Below are 19,535 nucleotides of genomic sequence, written 5' to 3'. Positions count from 1 at the left end.
CCCATGGTTTGCGCCACCACATCGGGTGGTTACAGCTCGCGATCAGCACCGACCCAGTCGGCTGCCAATAACGGAAAAAGGCCGGTGGCAAGAGCCACCAGCCATCAGCCTGTCGCTTAACGCTCGGGCTGGAGACGCAAAGTCGATGCTTACTTCAGCTCGACTTTAGCGCCTGCTTCTTCCAGAACTGCTTTGGCTTTGTCAGCTGCGTCTTTGGCAACAGCTTCCAGAACCATGGCAGGAGCGCCGTCAACTACAGCCTTGGCTTCTTTCAGGCCCAGACCGGTCAGTTCACGTACTGCCTTGATCACGTTTACTTTCTTCTCGCCAGCTTCGGTCAGCATGACGTTGAATTCGGTTTGCTCTTCAACAACAGCGGCAGCAGCAGCTGGACCAGCGGAAGCAGCAGCAGCGGAAACGCCGAATTTTTCTTCGAAAGCTTTGATCAGCTCAACAACCTGCAGAACCGACATTTCAGCTACGGCGTTGAGGATATCGTCTTGGGAGATAGACATTACTGTATTTCCTGAATTGGGGGACGGCCTACGCGGCCATCGAAATAAACAAAAAAGCGCGAAAGAAAGTGCTCAGCCTTAGGCTGCGGCAGCTTCTTTTTGCTCGCGAACTGCAGCCAGAGTACGAGCCAGCTTGCTGGTGGCGCCTTGAATCACGCTCATCAGCTGCGAAATGGCTTCGTTGCGGGTCGGCAGTGTTGCCAGTACATCGATCTGATTAGCTGCGAGGAACTTGCCCTCGAACGCAGCTGCCTTGATCTCGAACTTGTCCTGACCCTTGGCGAATTCCTTGAACAAACGGGCAGCAGCGCCTGGATGATCTTTGGAAAACGCGATCAGGGTCGGGCCGGTGAACACGTCGTTGAGAACACTGTATTCAGTGCCAGCAACAGCGCGCTTGAGCAGGGTGTTACGTACGACACGTACGTAAACGCCAGCTTCACGAGCCTCTTTACGGAGTCCGGTCATTGCGCCTACTGTTACGCCACGGGCATCAGCCACGACAGCGGACAGAGCGACTTTGGCAGCCTCGTTGACTTCAGCGACGATGGCCTTCTTGTCTTCGAGATTAATTGCCACGGGTTTAACTCCTGCTTGTTACCGTTTCATCCGATCGAGACCGAATGTCGTTTTGGTGTCTGATTCGGTAAGGAACCGGGAGCACCATCTGCGTAGGCTTGTGGTTTAAGACTTGCGTCGCCTACGGTCTTGGACAGCCCCCGCCAGGCAGGGACCCCAATTTTTTGATTGGCGCGATTGCTCGCGCCAACCTGAGTCTTACGCGTCGAGCGAGCTCTGATCGATGACCAGACCTGGGCCCATGGTGGTGCTCAGGGTAACGCGCTTGACGTAGATACCTTTCGAAGAAGCTGGCTTGATACGCTTCAGATCAGCGATCAGGGCCTCAACGTTTTCCTTCAGCTTGACGGCGTCGAAGCCGATCTTGCCAACGGAAGTGTGGATGATGCCGTTTTTGTCGGTGCGATAACGAACCTGACCAGCCTTGGCGTTTTTGACCGCGGTGGCTACGTCTGGCGTTACGGTGCCGACTTTAGGGTTAGGCATCAGACCACGTGGACCGAGGATCTGACCCAACTGACCCACAACGCGCATGGCATCCGGGGATGCGATCACTACGTCATAGTTCAGGTCGCCGCCCTTCATTTCAGCAGCCAGATCGTCCATGCCTACGCGGTCAGCACCAGCAGCCAGAGCAGCTTCAGCTGCTGGGCCCTGGGTGAAGACAGCTACACGAACGGTCTTGCCAGTGCCGTGTGGCAGCACGGTAGCGCTACGAACGACCTGGTCGGATTTACGTGGGTCAACGCCCAGGTTTACAGCAACGTCGAACGACTCGCTGAACTTGACAGTCGACAGCTCAGCCAGCAGAGCGGCGGCGTCTACAAAGTTGTAGGCCTTGCCTGCTTCGATTTTGCCGGCGATAGCCTTTTGACGCTTGGTCAGCTTAGCCATTACACACCCTCCACGTTAAGGCCCATGCTACGAGCAGAACCGGCGATAGTACGCACGGCTGCATCCATATCAGCTGCAGTCAGATCCGCGTTTTTGGTTTTCGCGATTTCTTCCAGCTGTGCACGGGTAACGGTGCCAACCTTAACGGTGTTTGGACGAGCGGAACCGCTGGTCAAACCTGCAGCCTTCTTCAGCAGAACCGAAGCTGGGGTGCTTTTTGTTTCGAAGGTGAAGCTACGGTCGCTGTAGACAGTGATGATCACTGGAGTCGGCAGACCTGGCTCAAGACCCTGAGTACGGGCGTTGAAGGCCTTGCAGAATTCCATGATGTTCACGCCGTGCTGACCCAGTGCAGGACCAACAGGTGGGCTTGGGTTAGCCTGAGCGGCCTTCACTTGCAGCTTGATGTAAGCGGTAATTTTCTTGGCCATGAGGCACTCCAATTACGGGTTCGAACGCCTCGAAAGGCTCCCCGGTTACTTGCGCGTTTATCCCAGTGACGACAAAACCCCACAGCCTTGGGCTGCGGGGTTGGGATGCCTGCTCAATCAGACCTTTTCGACCTGACTGAACTCTAGCTCTACCGGAGTAGAGCGACCGAAAATGAGCACTGCCACTTGGATCCGGCTCTTTTCGTAGTTAACTTCTTCAACCGTGCCATTGAAATCAGCGAATGGACCGTCGGTGACACGTACAACCTCACCCGGCTCAAACAAAGTCTTCGGCTTCGGCTTGTCGCTACCATCAGCGACTCGACGCAGAATCGCTTCCGCCTCTTTATCCGTGATCGGCGCAGGCTTATCGGCAGTACCGCCAATGAAACCCATCACCCGAGGGGTATCCTTGACCAAGTGCCAAGTCCCTTCGTTCATGTCCATCTGTACCAGCACGTAGCCCGGAAAGAACTTACGTTCACTTTTGCGCTTCTGGCCATTACGCATCTCAACCACTTCTTCAGTGGGGACCAGAATCTCGCCAAAGCCATCTTCCATGCCAGCCAGCTTTACGCGCTCTACCAGCGAGCGCATGACATGCTTCTCGTAACCCGAGTAAGCATGCACAACGTACCAACGCTTAGCCACGGGACACCCTTAGCCAACAATCAAGGAAACAAGCCAGCCGAGCAGGGAATCAAGCCCCCACAACAGCAACGCCATTACCAGAACAACAGCCACAACGATCAACGTGGTCTGCGTGGTTTCTTGGCGAGTCGGCCATACGACTTTACGAATCTCGGTGCGAGCTTCCTTAGCGAGTACAAAGAAAGACTTGCCCTTGGCTGTCTGCAGGCCTACAAAGGCAGCTACAGCAGCAATGGCGAGCAATGCAAGTACGCGGTACAGGATCGGCGAAGCAGAATAATACTGATTGCCAACAACGCCAATAACCACCAAAGCGACTACCACTAGCCACTTGAGCAGATCGAAGCGAGAGCCTTGAGCTTCAGCTTTAGGAGTCATCTATGAAGATCCTGTGAAAAGAAAGCCAGACACACCAAGTGAATCTGGCAGGTCAGGAGGGAATCGAACCCCCAACCTACGGTTTTGGAGACCGTCGCTCTGCCAATTGAGCTACTGACCTAAAACAAAATCAGGCCGACCATTATGCCGGCCTGAAAAAGACATTACAACTGTTTACTCGATGACTTTGGCTACGACACCGGCGCCGACGGTACGACCGCCTTCACGGATGGCGAAACGCAACCCATCTTCCATCGCAATGGTCTTGATCAGGGTAACAGTCATCTGAATGTTGTCACCTGGCATGACCATCTCAACACCTTCTGGCAGCTCACAGTTACCAGTCACGTCAGTCGTACGGAAGTAGAACTGTGGACGGTAGCCCTTGAAGAACGGCGTATGACGACCGCCTTCTTCCTTGCTCAGAACATAAACTTCTGCGGTGAACTTGGTGTGCGGCTTGACGGTGCCCGGCTTGACCAGAACCTGGCCACGTTCAACGTCGTCACGCTTGGTGCCGCGCAGCAGAACGCCGCAGTTCTCGCCAGCACGACCTTCGTCGAGCAGCTTGCGGAACATTTCAACGCCGGTGCAGGTAGTTTTCTGAGTATCGCGCAGACCGACGATCTCAACCTCTTCCTGGATACGGACGATGCCACGCTCAACACGACCAGTCACAACGGTACCGCGACCAGAGATCGAGAACACGTCTTCGATTGGCATCAGGAACGGCTTGTCGATAGCACGCTCAGGCTCTGGAATGTAGCTATCCAGAGTCTCCACCAGCTTCTTGACAGCAGTGGTACCCATCTCGTTGTCGTCTTGGCCGTTCAGAGCCATCAGAGCCGAACCGATGATGATTGGAGTATCATCACCTGGGAAATCGTAAGTGCTCAGCAGGTCGCGCACTTCCATCTCAACCAGTTCCAGCAACTCAGCATCGTCAACCATGTCAGCCTTGTTCAGGAAGACAACGATGTACGGAACGCCCACCTGACGGGACAGCAGGATGTGCTCACGGGTTTGCGGCATCGGACCATCAGCGGCCGAGCAAACCAGGATAGCGCCATCCATTTGGGCAGCACCAGTGATCATGTTTTTTACGTAGTCGGCGTGACCCGGGCAGTCAACGTGTGCGTAGTGACGCACGGCCGAATCGTACTCAACGTGAGCGGTGTTGATGGTGATACCGCGAGCCTTCTCTTCCGGGGCGCTGTCGATCTTGTCGAAGTCAACCTTGGCCGAACCGAAAACCTCGGAGCAGACGCGGGTCAGAGCTGCAGTCAGCGTAGTTTTACCGTGGTCAACGTGACCAATGGTACCAACGTTGACGTGCGGCTTATTACGTTCGAACTTTTCCTTAGCCATCGAAATCACCCCTAGGAGAAGAATTTAGCAAGTCACACAAGCCATTAAAACAAAGGCAGATATTTGCATATCTGCCTTGTTATATGGAGCTCTTGAGCGGATTTGAACCGCTGACCTCACCCTTACCAAGGGTGTGCTCTACCAACTGAGCTACAAGAGCGAAACACTTTGCACAACCTGCAAACTTGGAGCGGGTAGCGGGAATCGAACCCGCATCATCAGCTTGGAAGGCTGAGGTTCTACCACTAAACTATACCCGCGGAGCTTGCAGCTCACGCTAAAAATGGTGGAGGGGGAAGGATTCGAACCTTCGAAGTCGTAGACGTCAGATTTACAGTCTGATCCCTTTGGCCGCTCGGGAACCCCTCCTAAGCGAGCCGGCATTCTATATCATGCCAGCCTTCTGTCAAGCATTTTCTCATAAAAAACCTGAGGTTAGCTGCGTTGACATCGCTTCGTATCGCTTACCTTTAAAGGTCTTCGCTGCGAAGCGGGCGCCATTCTATGCAAACTACCCTGCGGGTGCAACCCCCTCACACGGCATTATTTTATGTTTTAACTCATTGAATTCTTTAGAAAGGTTTTGAAGCAGCGTTTCATTCACCTTTCCCGCGCTTTCCTGGGAAACCTGAACCCAGAACCCTCCCCCCTCAGGGGCATTCTGTGAACCCGACACCACGAAACGACCTAGGACACTCGAAGCTGCCAAACGCTGCTCCAACTGTCTGGCCAGCTCCGGACGGGCAAAACCACCCAGGTAGACACAGGTTTTTGTCACCTCACCGGACTTGGCTGAATCGCGCCTGACAAGGGCGTCCGCCGTTTCGCTCAAGAGATGGATATCCTGCTGCGAACCGCGATACAAACTCAGCGGCGTAACATCCTTGGCGCGAAGCGGAGCCTCCTGCTGATGCCAGATGTAGTAGAAGACATTCAAAACCAGCAACAACAGAAACAGCCACCGCATAGAAACCTCAAGACAAAGGACAGGCCATCGCCAAGCCAACAAAAACCAGGTCAGGCACCACCTTGGCATCTGGAACGACCCCAGAAACCAGGTTGGCATCCCCCCCTGTAAGAAACACCACGAAATCCTTTCCCCAGTATTGTTGCGCCAATTCAAGCTGAGTCAGGACAAATCCCCTGAGCATCAGCATGCAACCGCGCTCGACCGCCTCGACAGTCGCACGACCTGGAGCGAGACTCTCGTGAGCTCGCTCGGCCGCCATATCGTCATAGCGAATTTTTCGCGTGTGGGTACGCAATTGATTGCGCATCAGCGGCATGCCAGGACAAATGAATCCCCCGAGATGCTCACCACCCGCCGCCACGAAATCAGCCGTAACAGCAGTACCAAAATCAAGGACCAGGCACGCCCCCTTAGCGAGATGAAAACCGCCAAGCAGGGCCAGCCACCGATCGAGACCTAACCGTTGGTAATCCTCGTAGCCGTTTCTCACACCCGCCATTTCCCGGGCGGGCACAGCACGAACCACCGACACCCCGAACACATCAACCAGCGAAGCGACCAATGAGTCCGTCTCAGCCAAGGTCCTCACGCTAACAAGACGGCACTTCTTGAGCTGGAACTTCCCTGCATCATTCAGACTCGCCAGCAGATCGTCGTCAGAGCTGACTACGCCACCCTCGACCGGCGTTATCCCGTCAGGGCGAAGAACACGCCATTTGATGAAGCTGTTGCCGCAGTCGAGCTCAAGAATCATCACGCAACCTCAAACTGAGCTCACCACCGCTAAAGTTTTTTTCCACACCATCTACCTTCAAACGCAGCGCACCCTGGTGATCAATACCCAGCACAATGCCGTCAATTTTGTTAACACCAGCAATCAGAGATACAGCTCGGCCCTGCCAAAGATGGTATTGCTCCCATTCCGACCGGATCGCAGCAAATCCCGATGCATGATGAAGCTCCAGATATTGTTGTAGCTTCACACTCAATCGCGCCACCAGCTCATTTCGATCGAAATCCCTGCCCGCCTCAAGGCACATGGACGTCCACTGCTGGTCGACCTCATCAGTCGCCTGCATGTTTACATTAATCCCTACACCTAGGACGACATGGCAAACGTCTGCAGGATCTCCCACCAACTCAAGCAGAATGCCGGCAATCTTTTTCTCACCCACCAGGACATCATTGGGCCATTTCAACCCTGCCCCTGCGATGCCCATCTCGCGCAAGACATGCATGACAGCGAGCCCGACAACCAGGCTAAGGCCTTCGATCTGCCGCATGCCGCCATCAATGCGTAACACCAGGCTGTGATAGAGGTTTTCAGCAAACGGACTGACCCACTTGCGACCACGGCGACCGCGACCCGCTATCTGCCGCTCAGCCAAGACCAAGAACGGCGCAGCCCCGCCACGCTCGATGAAACGCAGCGCCTCAGCGTTAGTGGAGTCGATAGTGTCAAATATATGGACAGGCCATTCATGAAGGCCTTTTGCGCAGATTTCTGCCGCATCCAAAAGTAACAGGGGCTTAGCCAACTGATACCCCCTACCTCGAACTTTATGTACAGACAATCCTAAATCCGCCTCCAAATGCTGCAACTGCTTCCACACAGCACTACGACTGATGCCCAATGCGACACCCAGCGCCTGCCCCGAATGAAAGCGGCCATCCTTCAGAAGTTTTAGCAACGTGAGCATGCGGACTGCGCCCTGATAATGAGGCCCGCATGATAGCCATGCACAAGACAGTTGCATAGAAACACAAAATGACTTTCCTGCGGGCAAAACAAAACCCCTACCTGCATCAGCAGATAGGGGTTTCGGAATTTAATCTTGACGATGACCTACTCTCACATGGGGAAACCCCACACTACCATCGGCGATGCATCGTTTCACTGCTGAGTTCGGGATGGGATCAGGTGGTTCCAATGCTCTATGGTCGTCAAGAAATTCGGTAGCCGGTGCGTGCCTTGCGGTCACGTGCCAGCGAATGGGTATGCGATAGTTTGTGTGCTGTTTGTGAGTATCTCGAACTTTCGGTTCGTTTCGTCTTCACACACCGCAATCTGGTCTCTTTGCCTTTGGGCTTGGAGTTACAAATTGCTTGGGTGTTATATGGTCAAGCCTCACGGGCAATTAGTACAGGTTAGCTCAACGCCTCACAGCGCTTACACACCCTGCCTATCAACGTCGTAGTCTTCGACGGCCCTTCAGGGGACTCAAGGTCCCAGTGAGATCTCATCTTGAGGCAAGTTTCCCGCTTAGATGCTTTCAGCGGTTATCTTTCCCGAACATAGCTACCCGGCAATGCCACTGGCGTGACAACCGGAACACCAGAGGTTCGTCCACTCCGGTCCTCTCGTACTAGGAGCAGCCCCTCTCAAATCTCAAACGTCCACGGCAGATAGGGACCGAACTGTCTCACGACGTTCTAAACCCAGCTCGCGTACCACTTTAAATGGCGAACAGCCATACCCTTGGGACCGGCTTCAGCCCCAGGATGTGATGAGCCGACATCGAGGTGCCAAACACCGCCGTCGATATGAACTCTTGGGCGGTATCAGCCTGTTATCCCCGGAGTACCTTTTATCCGTTGAGCGATGGCCCTTCCATACAGAACCACCGGATCACTAAGACCTACTTTCGTACCTGCTCGACGTGTCTGTCTCGCAGTCAAGCGCGCTTTTGCCTTTATACTCTACGACCGATTTCCGACCGGTCTGAGCGCACCTTCGTACTCCTCCGTTACTCTTTAGGAGGAGACCGCCCCAGTCAAACTACCCACCATACACTGTCCTCGATCCGGATAACGGACCTGAGTTAGAACCTCAAAGTTGCCAGGGTGGTATTTCAAGGATGGCTCCACGCGAACTGGCGTCCACGCTTCAAAGCCTCCCACCTATCCTACACAAGCAAATTCAAAGTCCAGTGCAAAGCTATAGTAAAGGTTCACGGGGTCTTTCCGTCTAGCCGCGGATACACTGCATCTTCACAGCGATTTCAATTTCACTGAGTCTCGGGTGGAGACAGCGCCGCCATCGTTACGCCATTCGTGCAGGTCGGAACTTACCCGACAAGGAATTTCGCTACCTTAGGACCGTTATAGTTACGGCCGCCGTTTACCGGGGCTTCGATCAAGAGCTTCGCGTTAGCTAACCCCATCAATTAACCTTCCGGCACCGGGCAGGCGTCACACCCTATACGTCCACTTTCGTGTTTGCAGAGTGCTGTGTTTTTAATAAACAGTCGCAGCGGCCTGGTATCTTCGACCGGCGTGGGCTTACGCAGCAAGTGCTTCACCCTCACCGGCGCACCTTCTCCCGAAGTTACGGTGCCATTTTGCCTAGTTCCTTCACCCGAGTTCTCTCAAGCGCCTTGGTATTCTCTACCCAACCACCTGTGTCGGTTTGGGGTACGGTTCCTGGTTACCTGAAGCTTAGAAGCTTTTCTTGGAAGCATGGCATCAACCACTTCGTCACCCAAAGGGTAACTCGTCATCAGCTCTCGGCCTTAGAATCCCGGATTTACCTAAGATTCCAGCCTACCACCTTAAACTTGGACAACCAACGCCAAGCTGGCCTAGCCTTCTCCGTCCCTCCATCGCAATAACCAGAAGTACAGGAATATTAACCTGTTTTCCATCGACTACGCTTTTCAGCCTCGCCTTAGGGACCGACTAACCCTGCGTCGATTAACGTTGCGCAGGAAACCTTGGTCTTTCGGCGTGGGTGTTTTTCACACCCATTGTCGTTACTCATGTCAGCATTCGCACTTCTGATACCTCCAGCAAGCTTCTCAACTCACCTTCACAGGCTTACAGAACGCTCCTCTACCGCATCACTTGCGTGATACCCGTAGCTTCGGTGTATGGTTTGAGCCCCGTTACATCTTCCGCGCAGGCCGACTCGACTAGTGAGCTATTACGCTTTCTTTAAAGGGTGGCTGCTTCTAAGCCAACCTCCTAGCTGTCTAAGCCTTCCCACATCGTTTCCCACTTAACCATAACTTTGGGACCTTAGCTGACGGTCTGGGTTGTTTCCCTTTTCACGACGGACGTTAGCACCCGCCGTGTGTCTCCCATGCTCGGCACTTGTAGGTATTCGGAGTTTGCATCGGTTTGGTAAGTCGGGATGACCCCCTAGCCGAAACAGTGCTCTACCCCCTACAGTGATACATGAGGCGCTACCTAAATAGCTTTCGAGGAGAACCAGCTATCTCCGAGCTTGATTAGCCTTTCACTCCGATCCACAGGTCATCCGCTAACTTTTCAACGGTAGTCGGTTCGGTCCTCCAGTTAGTGTTACCCAACCTTCAACCTGCCCATGGATAGATCGCCCGGTTTCGGGTCTATTCCCAGCGACTAGACGCCCTATTAAGACTCGCTTTCGCTACGCCTCCCCTATTCGGTTAAGCTCGCCACTGAAAATAAGTCGCTGACCCATTATACAAAAGGTACGCAGTCACCCAACAAAGTGGGCTCCCACTGCTTGTACGCATACGGTTTCAGGATCTATTTCACTCCCCTCTCCGGGGTTCTTTTCGCCTTTCCCTCACGGTACTAGTTCACTATCGGTCAGTCAGTAGTATTTAGCCTTGGAGGATGGTCCCCCCATATTCAGACAAAGTTTCTCGTGCTCCGTCCTACTCGATTTCACTTCTAAGATCCTTTCGCGTACAGGGCTATCACCCACTATGGCCGCACTTTCCAGAGCGTTCCGCTAAAATCAAAGAAGCTTAAGGGCTAGTCCCCGTTCGCTCGCCACTACTAAGGGAATCTCGGTTGATTTCTTTTCCTCAGGGTACTTAGATGTTTCAGTTCCCCTGGTTCGCCTCTTGCACCTATGTATTCAGTACAAGATAACCATCTTATGATGGCTGGGTTCCCCCATTCAGACATCTCCGGATCAAAGTCTGTTTGCCGACTCCCCGAAGCTTTTCGCAGGCTACCACGTCTTTCATCGCCTCTGACTGCCAAGGCATCCACCGTATGCGCTTCTTCACTTGACCATATAACCCCAAGCAATCTGGTTATACTGTGAAGACGACATTCGCCGAAAATTCGATCTTGCTCTAAGAGCAACTCACAAATTTTACCTTAGCCTGATCCGTTACCAGTGAAAGTAACGTTCAGTCTATCTTTCTATCACATACCCAAATTTTTAAAGAACGAACTAGTCAAAGACTAGAAATCAACATTCACCATCGAACCGATGGAATGCTCATTTCTAAGCTTTATACAATCGAAGCAGTAGTGGTGGAGCCAAGCGGGATCGAACCGCTGACCTCCTGCGTGCAAGGCAGGCGCTCTCCCAGCTGAGCTATGGCCCCGTATTTCTACAGGCGTTTCCCACACAAAATTGGTGGGTCTGGGCAGATTCGAACTGCCGACCTCACCCTTATCAGGGGTGCGCTCTAACCAACTGAGCTACAGACCCAATTTCGAGCTACTAAGGCCGACCTCACCCTGCTCTTTACCACAGAGCATGGGGTGCGCTCTAACCAACCAAGCTACAACCCTTTTGGCTGCTTCTTTCGTCTTCTTCAATGAATCAAGCAATTCGTGTGGGAGCTCATGAAGCAGCTGCGGTCGTCGATTAAGGAGGTGATCCAGCCGCAGGTTCCCCTACGGCTACCTTGTTACGACTTCACCCCAGTCATGAATCACACCGTGGTAACCGTCCCCCCGAAGGTTAGACTAGCTACTTCTGGTGCAACCCACTCCCATGGTGTGACGGGCGGTGTGTACAAGGCCCGGGAACGTATTCACCGCGACATTCTGATTCGCGATTACTAGCGATTCCGACTTCACGCAGTCGAGTTGCAGACTGCGATCCGGACTACGATCGGTTTTGTGGGATTAGCTCCACCTCGCGGCTTGGCAACCCTCTGTACCGACCATTGTAGCACGTGTGTAGCCCAGGCCGTAAGGGCCATGATGACTTGACGTCATCCCCACCTTCCTCCGGTTTGTCACCGGCAGTCTCCTTAGAGTGCCCACCATTACGTGCTGGTAACTAAGGACAAGGGTTGCGCTCGTTACGGGACTTAACCCAACATCTCACGACACGAGCTGACGACAGCCATGCAGCACCTGTCTCAATGTTCCCGAAGGCACCAATCCATCTCTGGAAAGTTCATTGGATGTCAAGGCCTGGTAAGGTTCTTCGCGTTGCTTCGAATTAAACCACATGCTCCACCGCTTGTGCGGGCCCCCGTCAATTCATTTGAGTTTTAACCTTGCGGCCGTACTCCCCAGGCGGTCAACTTAATGCGTTAGCTGCGCCACTAAGAGCTCAAGGCTCCCAACGGCTAGTTGACATCGTTTACGGCGTGGACTACCAGGGTATCTAATCCTGTTTGCTCCCCACGCTTTCGCACCTCAGTGTCAGTATCAGTCCAGGTGGTCGCCTTCGCCACTGGTGTTCCTTCCTATATCTACGCATTTCACCGCTACACAGGAAATTCCACCACCCTCTACCATACTCTAGCTCGACAGTTTTGAATGCAGTTCCCAGGTTGAGCCCGGGGCTTTCACATCCAACTTAACGAACCACCTACGCGCGCTTTACGCCCAGTAATTCCGATTAACGCTTGCACCCTCTGTATTACCGCGGCTGCTGGCACAGAGTTAGCCGGTGCTTATTCTGTCGGTAACGTCAAAACACTAACGTATTAGGTTAATGCCCTTCCTCCCAACTTAAAGTGCTTTACAATCCGAAGACCTTCTTCACACACGCGGCATGGCTGGATCAGGCTTTCGCCCATTGTCCAATATTCCCCACTGCTGCCTCCCGTAGGAGTCTGGACCGTGTCTCAGTTCCAGTGTGACTGATCATCCTCTCAGACCAGTTACGGATCGTCGCCTTGGTGAGCCATTACCCCACCAACTAGCTAATCCGACCTAGGCTCATCTGATAGCGCAAGGCCCGAAGGTCCCCTGCTTTCTCCCGTAGGACGTATGCGGTATTAGCGTCCGTTTCCGAGCGTTATCCCCCACTACCAGGCAGATTCCTAGGCATTACTCACCCGTCCGCCGCTCTCAAGAGGTGCAAGCACCTCTCTACCGCTCGACTTGCATGTGTTAGGCCTGCCGCCAGCGTTCAATCTGAGCCATGATCAAACTCTTCAGTTCAAACATCTTTGGGTTTTGAGAAAACCCTAAACTTGGCTCAGCAATCGTTGGTTACATCTTTGATTTCTCGCGGAGTAACTTGTGATGCTGATAATCTGTTGACTAGCAGTCTGACTCCACAAGCACCCACACGAATTGCTTGATTCAGTTGTTAAAGAGCGGTTGGCTGAGTCTTTCGTCTCAACCGAGGCGCGCATTCTACAGCACCCTGTGTATCTGTCAAGCGGTTATTTTTAGAAGTTTTTAAAGTTTCCTTATCAACTTCAACCACTTGCGCTTCCGATCTCTCGTTAGCGGGAGGCGAATTCTACAGCGTTACTCGCTGCTGTCAACACCTCTTTTTCACCGCTTTCGACCGAGAAGATCGAACCGCTGATAGAGCCAAACAACACTGCTCTATCTGCTCCTTCCAGGCCTCGATGAACTGAAGCAAAACCCCTTCGAAACTTACTTAACTCATTGAATCTCAACGAGTTTTCCGTTTCGACTGCGCCGGAAGTGGGGCGAATTATAGACGTCCAGAATCTGCCGTCAACACCTATTTTCAGCTTTATTCGGTTTTCAACGTAATACGTGCGAAAGCCTTCTTGCCAGCCTGGCATACGTGAGTAGAACCCAGCTCATATATATAGGTGCGATCCACAACCTCACCATCTATACGCACACCACCCGAACCCAGAAGGTCTCGCGCCACTGCCGCATTCTTGACCAGACCTGCTTTATTAAGGACTGCCGCAATCGGCATATTCTCGGCAACAGTCAATTCGATCTCTGGCAGATCATCCGGCAGCTCGCCATCCTTCATACGATTACCCGCCGCGCGATGAGCATTGGCCGCAGCTTCCTCGCCATGGAAACGCGCAACGATCTCTTCAGCCAGCTTGATCTTGATGTCCCGCGGATTGGCCCCAGCCTCTACATCAGCACGGAACGCATTGATCTCATCCATGGAGCGGAAGCTCAACAGTTCGAAGTAACGCCACATCAACACGTCAGGAATGGAGACCAGCTTGCTGTACATGACCCCCGGCGCTTCCTGGATGCCCACGTAATTGCCCAAGGACTTGGACATCTTCTTCACACCATCCAGACCTTCCAGCAACGGCATGGTCAGGATGCACTGCGCCTCCTGACCATAACCACGCTGCAACTCACGCCCCATCAACAGGTTGAACTTCTGATCGGTGCCGCCCAGCTCAACGTCCGCGCGCAACGCGACCGAGTCATAACCCTGCACAAGCGGATAGAGGAACTCATGGATGGCGATTGGCTGGTTGGTTGTATAGCGCTTGTCGAAATCATCGCGTTCGAGCATGCGCGCCACGGTGTATTGAGACGTCAGGCGAATGAAATCCGCCGGCCCCATCTGATCCATCCAGGTGGAGTTGAACGCCACCTCGGTCTTGGCCGGATCAAGAATCTTGAAAACCTGAGTCTTGTAGGTCTCGGCGTTATCGAGAACCTGTTCACGGGTCAGCGGCGGGCGCGTAGCACTCTTGCCGCTCGGATCACCGATCATGCCGGTGAAGTCCCCTATAAGGAAGATGATCTGATGCCCCAGATCCTGGAACTGGCGCATCTTATTAATAAGCACGGTATGACCCAGGTGCAGATCGGGCGCCGTCGGATCGAAGCCGGCCTTGATACGCAGCGGCTGCCCGCGCTTGAGCTTTTCGATCAGCTCGGACTCAACCAACAATTCTTCCGCACCACGCTTGATCAGCGCTAGCTGCTCTTCAACCGACTTCATAACAGACCCGTAAGGCTCAGATTCAAAGGGCCCCAACCATACAAGATCGCACACCAAATACAAGGCATGCCCGGCGCACGGACGCCAATCCACAGAACAGAGCGTTCGTGGGCTTGCTTCGCAGGGGTTTTGGTTATATTTTATACAGTTATTTCATCTTCATCATGTCATTCATCTTTTCCAATTCATCTTTTCAAAAGTCAAAATTACTTATGACCCCAGAACCGTCTAAAGCGCCGCCGCTTTACCCAAAGACCCACCTGCTTGCCGCAAGTGGCATCGCAGCCCTCCTAAGCCTGGCGCTGCTGGTGTTTCCCTCCAGCGATGTTGAAGCCAAAAAAACGACTCTGAGCCTTGAACTGGAAAGTCCTGCTGAACAACTGACACAAGAACAAGACGCCGCCGAAGCCGTTCAAGCCACAAACGAACCGGCCGCCTCTCCTTTTGCACAGATTGAAAACAGCCCGCAAGACACTGCAAAGGCTACCGCCCAGGTAGAAGCGCCTGTCGCGGAAGAAAAGAAAGGACCGGACCATCGCGAAGTGATTGTTGCCAAGGGCGATACGCTTTCCACCCTCTTCGAAAAGGTTGGCCTGCCCTCGACATCGGTCCATGAAATCCTGGCCAGCGACAAGCAAGCCAAGCAATTCGCTCAACTGCAACGTGGCCAGAAACTCGAATTCGAACTCAATCCAGATGGACAGCTGACCAATCTGCACACCAAGCTGAGCGACCTGGAAAGCATCACCCTGACCAAAAATGACAAGGGTTATGTATTCAACCGCGTCACCGCCAAGCCTACCGTTCGCTCGGCCTACGTTCATGGCGTCATCAACAGTTCATTGTCCCAGTCGGCCGCTCGTGCCGGCCTTTCCCATAGCCTGACCATGGACATGGCCAGCGTCTTCGGCTACGACATCGACTTCGCCCAGGACATTCGCCAGGGCGACGAGTTCGACATCATCTATGAGCAAAAAGTGGTCAATGGAAAGAGCGTCGGTAACGGCCCGATTCTCTCCGCGCGCTTCACCAACCGCGGCAAGACGTACACCGCGGTGCGCTACACCAACAAGCAGGGCAACAGCAGCTACTACACCGCCGACGGCAACAGCATGCGCAAGGCCTTCATCCGTACACCGGTTGATTTCGCTCGTATCAGTTCGAAGTTCTCCGCCGGCCGAAAGCATCCGATTCTGAACAAGATTCGCGCGCATAAAGGCGTCGACTACGCCGCCCCTCGCGGTACACCAATCAAGGCTGCGGGCGACGGCAAGGTGTTGCTGGCAGGACGCCGCGGTGGCTATGGCAATACCGTGATCATCCAGCACGGCAATACCTACCGCACGCTATACGGCCACATGCAGGGCTTCGCCAAGGGCGTGAAGACTGGTGGCACCGTCAAGCAAGGCCAGGTGATCGGATACATCGGTACCACCGGCCTGTCCACCGGCCCGCACTTGCATTATGAGTTCCAGGTCAACGGCGTCCACGTCGATCCGCTTGGCCAGAAATTGCCGATGGCCGATCCGATCGCCAAGGGCGAGCGCGCGCGCTTCCTGGCTCAAAGCCAGCCCTTGATGGCCCGCATGGATCAAGAGAAAGCCACCATGCTGGCCTCGAGCAAGCGCTAAGTCATGGCGCTCTATATCGGTGTGATGTCCGGGACCAGCCTGGATGGCTTGGATATCGCACTGATTGAACTGGTCCCGGCGATCAAATTGATCGCCACGCACTACATCCCTATGCCCGCCGTTCTGCGCGCCGAATTGCTCGGATTGTGCAGCAGTGGGCCCGATGAGATCGCCCGCTCCGCCATTGCCCAGCAAAGCTGGGTAAAGCTGGCCGCAGAGGGTATCCATACCCTACTCAACGAACAAAGACTCAAGCCTGAAAACATCACGGCGATTGGCAGCCACGGCCAGACCATTCGCCATGAACCGGCCCGTGGGTTTACCGTGCAAATCGGCAATCCGGCCCTGTTGAGCGAATTGACCGGCATCGCCGTCGTCAGCGATTTCCGCAGCCGCGATGTCGCCGCTGGCGGACAAGGCGCTCCACTGGTACCGGCGTTTCACGAAGCACTGTTCGAAGAACGAGCCGGTCATCGTGCCGTGCTGAATGTCGGCGGCTTCAGCAATCTCAGCCTGATAGAACCCGCAAAACCTGTAGCCGGTTTCGACTGTGGCCCAGGCAACGTATTGCTCGATGCCTGGATCCATCAACAACGAGGCGAGCATTTCGATCGCGACGGCCAATGGGCCGCCAGCGGAAAAGTCGAACCAGTTCTGCTAAAGACGCTGCTCAGCGACCCCTTCTTCGTCACCAAAGGTCCGAAAAGTACCGGCCGCGAGGTATTCAACCTGCCTTGGCTGAGCCAGCACTTGTCGCAGTTGCCAGCCTTCGCCCCGGAGGACGTGCAGGCGACGTTGCTCGAACTGACCGCCCTGACCATCGTCGAATCACTGCAGCATGCCCAGTCGAATACCCAGGAGTTGCTGGTCTGCGGCGGCGGTGCACACAACCAGACGCTCATGAAACGCCTGGCTGAGTTACTGCCGGATACCAAAGTCAGCAGTACGACGGTGTATGGCGTGGACCCGGATTGGGTCGAAGCCATGGCTTTCGCCTGGCTCGCCCATTGCTGCCTTGAAGGCATTCCAGGCAATCGTCCAAGTGTCACGGGCGCCCGTGGCCTGCGCATACTCGGCGCCATCTATCCAGCCTGAGATCAAAGTTGCGGACAAAAAAATGCCGCAGGGCCATAAGGCTCTGCGGCATTTTTATTGAAGCACTCAGATCGAGAACGAAGAACCGCACCCACAGGTCGTGGTGGCGTTGGGGTTCTTGATCACAAAACGCGACCCTTCCAGACCTTCCTGATAATCCACCTCGGCACCTGCCAGGTACTGGAAGCTCATCGGATCGACCACCAGGCTGACCCCTTCGCGCTCGACGATGGTGTCATCGTCGGCCACTTCCTCATCGAAAGTGAAGCCGTACTGGAAACCGGAACAACCGCCGCCCGTCACAAATACGCGCAGCTTCAAACGATCATTGCCCTCTTCATCGACCAGGCTCTTCACCTTGTGCGCAGCACCGTGGGTGAATTGCAAAGCCGTGGGGGTGAAGGTTTCGACGCTCATGCTGAATATCTCCCGGCGCTTACGCCGCCATAATGCGTGATGGCGGGCATTATCCGCTTCTCCTAGAAAATCGGTCAACTATTTGCAGAGCAGCGGCAAACTGCTTTAAGGCAACATCCCCGCATGGGACAGCCCCAGGTGCTCATCCAGCCCGAACAGGATGTTCAGGTTCTGCACGGCCTGGCCGGACGCGCCCTTGACCAGGTTATCGATGACCGACAATACCACTACCAGATCACCGTCCTGCGGACGATGCACGGCGATCCGGCAAACGTTCGCACCGCGCACACTACGGGTTTCCGGATGGCTGCCAGCGGGCATTACGTCGACGAACGGTTCGTTGGCGTAACGCTTTTCAAACAATGCCTGCAGGTCCACCGAACGATCGACGACGGTTGCATACAGGGTGGAATGGATCCCGCGAATCATCGGGGTCAGGTGCGGCACGAAGGTCAGGCCAACGTCCTTGCCCGCAGCCCGGCGCAACCCCTGGCGAATTTCCGGCAGGTGGCGATGCCCTTTGACCGCGTACGCCTTCATGCTTTCCGACGTCTCGGAATACAGCGAGCCGACACTGGCGCCACGCCCGGCACCGCTGACGCCGGATTTGCAGTCGGCAATCAGGCGCGAAGCATCTGCAAGACCGGCTTCAAGCAGCGGCAAGAACCCCAACTGCGTCGCCGTCGGATAGCAACCCGGCACGGCGATCAGTCGTGCCTGCTTGATTTTCTCGCGATTGACTTCCGGCAAGCCGTAGACCGCCTCCTCGAGCAGTTCAGGCGCACCGTGGGGCTGGCCATACCATTTGGCCCACTCATCGGCGTCCTGCAGGCGGAAGTCCGCCGACAGGTCGATAACCTTGGTCCCGGCGGCCAGCAGTTCACCGGCCAGGGCGTGGGCGACACCATGGGGCGTGGCGAAGAACACCACATCGCAGGCGCCGAGGGTCTTGACGTCCGGAACGCTGAACGCCAAGCCGTCGTAGTGGCCTCGCAGGTTCGGATACATGTCGGCGACGGCCAGGCCGGCCTCGGATCGGGAGGTGATGACCACCACCTCAGCCTGCGGATGCTGTGCCAGCAGACGCAGCAGTTCGACACCGGTGTAACCCGTGCCGCCGACGATACCGACCTTGACCATAAACCTGCCCTCAACGAACCCACTGGAAAGCCGTCGATGATAGGGGCCGCAGGGCGCGGCGACAACCGTCAAGGTGACGTGTGGCCGCTCTAACCTCTACTATCGGAGCTACCGTGAACCTGGGAATAACTAAAATGCTCTATCTGTGGCTCAAAGCACTTCACATTGTCAGCATGGTCTGCTGGTTCGCCGGCCTGTTTTACCTGCCTCGCCTGTTTGTCTATCACGCCCAAAGCGAAGACAACGTCAGCAAAGAACGTTTCAGCGTCATGGAGCGCAAGCTGTACCGCGGCATCATGGGCCCGGCGATGATTGCCACCCTGGTATTCGGCATCTGGCTGCTCAGCCTCAACGCCGGCGCCTACTTCACCCAGGGAGGCTGGATGCACGCCAAGTTGACCCTGGTCGTGCTGCTGATCGGTTACCACCACATGTGCGGTGCCCAGGTGAAGCGCTTCGCCCGTGGCGAAAACACCCGCAGCCATGTCTTTTATCGCTGGTTCAATGAAGTGCCGGTTCTGATATTGCTGGCTATCGTAATTCTGGTCGTCGTCCGACCGTTCTAATCTCCAATCAGCATCC

At 54.7% G+C, this 19,535-nt stretch carries 16 protein-coding genes, 6 tRNA genes and 3 rRNA genes; 3 read left to right on the top strand and 22 right to left on the bottom strand.

Annotation, left to right across the window (positions count from 1 at the left end):
- Positions 1–149: 149 nt before the first annotated feature.
- From rplL to tyrS, 20 genes are all read right to left on the bottom strand, one after another.
- The gene (gene rplL / locus AB4N80_RS08380; RefSeq protein WP_053125869.1) at positions 150–515 is read right to left on the bottom strand and encodes a 50S ribosomal protein L7/L12; all 366 of its coding nucleotides are present in this window, start codon (positions 513–515) and stop codon (positions 150–152) included.
- Positions 516–593: 78 nt separating this feature from the next.
- A complete protein-coding gene (gene rplJ / locus AB4N80_RS08375) occupies positions 594–1,094 on the bottom strand; it encodes a 50S ribosomal protein L10 (RefSeq protein WP_122566146.1) in 501 nt (166 codons plus the stop codon).
- Positions 1,095–1,292: 198 nt separating this feature from the next.
- Positions 1,293–1,988 carry a 50S ribosomal protein L1 gene (gene rplA, locus AB4N80_RS08370; RefSeq protein ID WP_003186095.1) on the bottom strand — a complete coding sequence of 232 codons (696 nt, stop codon included), beginning with the start codon at positions 1,986–1,988 and terminating at the stop codon, positions 1,293–1,295.
- Positions 1,988–2,419 (bottom strand): 50S ribosomal protein L11, encoded by a 432-nt coding sequence (rplK, locus tag AB4N80_RS08365; protein ID WP_003176435.1) that lies wholly within the window; start codon positions 2,417–2,419, stop codon positions 1,988–1,990. Before rplK ends, rplA begins: the two co-directional genes overlap by 1 nt.
- Before the next feature lie 117 nt (positions 2,420–2,536).
- Positions 2,537–3,070: a transcription termination/antitermination protein NusG gene (gene nusG, locus AB4N80_RS08360; protein WP_003186097.1), complete on the bottom strand. Its 534-nt coding sequence runs from the start codon at positions 3,068–3,070 to the stop codon at positions 2,537–2,539.
- Between the two features lie 9 nt (positions 3,071–3,079).
- Positions 3,080–3,448, bottom strand: a complete 369-nt coding sequence (gene secE / locus AB4N80_RS08355; RefSeq protein ID WP_003206102.1) for a preprotein translocase subunit SecE — start codon at positions 3,446–3,448, stop codon at positions 3,080–3,082.
- Positions 3,449–3,493: 45 nt separating this feature from the next.
- Positions 3,494–3,569, bottom strand: a tRNA-Trp gene (locus AB4N80_RS08350).
- 53 nt (positions 3,570–3,622) lie between these two features.
- Positions 3,623–4,816, bottom strand: a complete 1,194-nt coding sequence (gene tuf / locus AB4N80_RS08345; protein WP_003186103.1) for an elongation factor Tu — start codon at positions 4,814–4,816, stop codon at positions 3,623–3,625.
- A gap of 84 nt (positions 4,817–4,900) precedes the next feature.
- Positions 4,901–4,976: transfer RNA gene (locus AB4N80_RS08340), tRNA-Thr, on the bottom strand.
- Positions 4,977–5,002: 26 nt separating this feature from the next.
- Positions 5,003–5,076, bottom strand: a tRNA-Gly gene (locus AB4N80_RS08335).
- Positions 5,077–5,100: 24 nt separating this feature from the next.
- A tRNA-Tyr gene (locus tag AB4N80_RS08330) sits at positions 5,101–5,185 on the bottom strand.
- A gap of 142 nt (positions 5,186–5,327) precedes the next feature.
- Entirely contained in the window at positions 5,328–5,783 is a 456-nt protein-coding gene (locus AB4N80_RS08325; RefSeq protein WP_122566145.1) for a hypothetical protein, read from the bottom strand.
- A gap of 7 nt (positions 5,784–5,790) precedes the next feature.
- Entirely contained in the window at positions 5,791–6,540 is a 750-nt protein-coding gene (locus AB4N80_RS08320) for a pantothenate kinase (protein WP_122566144.1), read from the bottom strand.
- Entirely contained in the window at positions 6,530–7,486 is a 957-nt protein-coding gene (gene birA, locus AB4N80_RS08315) for a bifunctional biotin--[acetyl-CoA-carboxylase] ligase/biotin operon repressor BirA (protein WP_460081487.1), read from the bottom strand. Before birA ends, AB4N80_RS08320 begins: the two co-directional genes overlap by 11 nt.
- Before the next feature lie 133 nt (positions 7,487–7,619).
- Positions 7,620–7,735: ribosomal RNA gene (gene rrf, locus AB4N80_RS08310) — 5S ribosomal RNA — on the bottom strand.
- Positions 7,736–7,903: 168 nt separating this feature from the next.
- Positions 7,904–10,795 (bottom strand): 23S ribosomal RNA (locus tag AB4N80_RS08305).
- A gap of 245 nt (positions 10,796–11,040) precedes the next feature.
- Positions 11,041–11,116, bottom strand: a tRNA-Ala gene (locus AB4N80_RS08300).
- Positions 11,117–11,146: 30 nt separating this feature from the next.
- Positions 11,147–11,223: transfer RNA gene (locus AB4N80_RS08295), tRNA-Ile, on the bottom strand.
- A gap of 160 nt (positions 11,224–11,383) precedes the next feature.
- A 16S ribosomal RNA gene (locus tag AB4N80_RS08290) occupies positions 11,384–12,920 on the bottom strand.
- Together the 16S, 23S and 5S rRNA genes with 2 tRNA genes alongside form the textbook arrangement of a ribosomal RNA operon.
- Positions 12,921–13,470: 550 nt before the next feature.
- Positions 13,471–14,670, bottom strand: coding sequence for a tyrosine--tRNA ligase (gene tyrS, locus AB4N80_RS08285; RefSeq protein ID WP_460081485.1), 1,200 nt, complete (start codon positions 14,668–14,670; stop codon positions 13,471–13,473).
- 212 nt (positions 14,671–14,882) lie between these two features.
- Between tyrS and AB4N80_RS08280 the strand changes: the two genes are divergently transcribed.
- Both AB4N80_RS08280 and AB4N80_RS08275 read left to right on the top strand, forming a co-directional pair.
- Complete coding sequence (locus tag AB4N80_RS08280; protein ID WP_122566712.1) at positions 14,883–16,301, top strand: peptidoglycan DD-metalloendopeptidase family protein; 1,419 nt, start codon at positions 14,883–14,885, stop codon at positions 16,299–16,301.
- Between the two features lie 3 nt (positions 16,302–16,304).
- The gene (locus AB4N80_RS08275) at positions 16,305–17,396 is read left to right on the top strand and encodes an anhydro-N-acetylmuramic acid kinase (RefSeq protein WP_122566711.1); all 1,092 of its coding nucleotides are present in this window, start codon (positions 16,305–16,307) and stop codon (positions 17,394–17,396) included.
- A 66-nt stretch (positions 17,397–17,462) separates the two neighbouring features.
- Here the strand turns inward: AB4N80_RS08275 and erpA are convergent, their stop codons facing one another.
- Positions 17,463–17,813 (bottom strand): iron-sulfur cluster insertion protein ErpA, encoded by a 351-nt coding sequence (gene erpA / locus AB4N80_RS08270; protein WP_003206114.1) that lies wholly within the window; start codon positions 17,811–17,813, stop codon positions 17,463–17,465.
- A 105-nt stretch (positions 17,814–17,918) separates the two neighbouring features.
- Positions 17,919–18,953, bottom strand: coding sequence for an N-acetyl-gamma-glutamyl-phosphate reductase (gene argC / locus AB4N80_RS08265; protein ID WP_305468663.1), 1,035 nt, complete (start codon positions 18,951–18,953; stop codon positions 17,919–17,921).
- 134 nt (positions 18,954–19,087) lie between these two features.
- Here argC and hemJ point away from each other — a divergent pair, with 134 nt between their 5' ends.
- Positions 19,088–19,519: a protoporphyrinogen oxidase HemJ gene (gene hemJ, locus AB4N80_RS08260; protein ID WP_122566709.1), complete on the top strand. Its 432-nt coding sequence runs from the start codon at positions 19,088–19,090 to the stop codon at positions 19,517–19,519.
- Positions 19,520–19,535: the final 16 nt, after the last annotated feature.

Source organism: Pseudomonas sp. H3_A02, assembly GCF_054671965.1.
Note: the sequence above shows the minus strand (reverse complement) of the source record. Positions and strands in the feature narration are given on the sequence as shown.

What these genes read in the sequence shown, in the direction of transcription:
- AB4N80_RS08320 (WP_122566144.1), bottom strand. Translation starts at nt 6,540, where the DNA reads ATGATTCTTGAGCTCGACTGCGGCAACAGCTTCATCAAATGGCGTGTT.
- secE (WP_003206102.1), bottom strand. Translation starts at nt 3,448, where the DNA reads ATGACTCCTAAAGCTGAAGCTCAAGGCTCTCGCTTCGATCTGCTCAAG.
- tyrS (WP_460081485.1), bottom strand. Translation starts at nt 14,670, where the DNA reads ATGAAGTCGGTTGAAGAGCAGCTAGCGCTGATCAAGCGTGGTGCGGAA.
- AB4N80_RS08275 (WP_122566711.1), top strand. Translation starts at nt 16,305, where the DNA reads ATGGCGCTCTATATCGGTGTGATGTCCGGGACCAGCCTGGATGGCTTG.
- rplL (WP_053125869.1), bottom strand. Translation starts at nt 515, where the DNA reads ATGTCTATCTCCCAAGACGATATCCTCAACGCCGTAGCTGAAATGTCG.
- rplA (WP_003186095.1), bottom strand. Translation starts at nt 1,988, where the DNA reads ATGGCTAAGCTGACCAAGCGTCAAAAGGCTATCGCCGGCAAAATCGAA.
- erpA (WP_003206114.1), bottom strand. Translation starts at nt 17,813, where the DNA reads ATGAGCGTCGAAACCTTCACCCCCACGGCTTTGCAATTCACCCACGGT.
- tuf (WP_003186103.1), bottom strand. Translation starts at nt 4,816, where the DNA reads ATGGCTAAGGAAAAGTTCGAACGTAATAAGCCGCACGTCAACGTTGGT.
- hemJ (WP_122566709.1), top strand. Translation starts at nt 19,088, where the DNA reads ATGCTCTATCTGTGGCTCAAAGCACTTCACATTGTCAGCATGGTCTGC.
- birA (WP_460081487.1), bottom strand. Translation starts at nt 7,486, where the DNA reads ATGCTCACGTTGCTAAAACTTCTGAAGGATGGCCGCTTTCATTCGGGG.
- rplK (WP_003176435.1), bottom strand. Translation starts at nt 2,419, where the DNA reads ATGGCCAAGAAAATTACCGCTTACATCAAGCTGCAAGTGAAGGCCGCT.
- AB4N80_RS08325 (WP_122566145.1), bottom strand. Translation starts at nt 5,783, where the DNA reads ATGCGGTGGCTGTTTCTGTTGTTGCTGGTTTTGAATGTCTTCTACTAC.
- argC (WP_305468663.1), bottom strand. Translation starts at nt 18,953, where the DNA reads ATGGTCAAGGTCGGTATCGTCGGCGGCACGGGTTACACCGGTGTCGAA.
- AB4N80_RS08280 (WP_122566712.1), top strand. Translation starts at nt 14,883, where the DNA reads ATGACCCCAGAACCGTCTAAAGCGCCGCCGCTTTACCCAAAGACCCAC.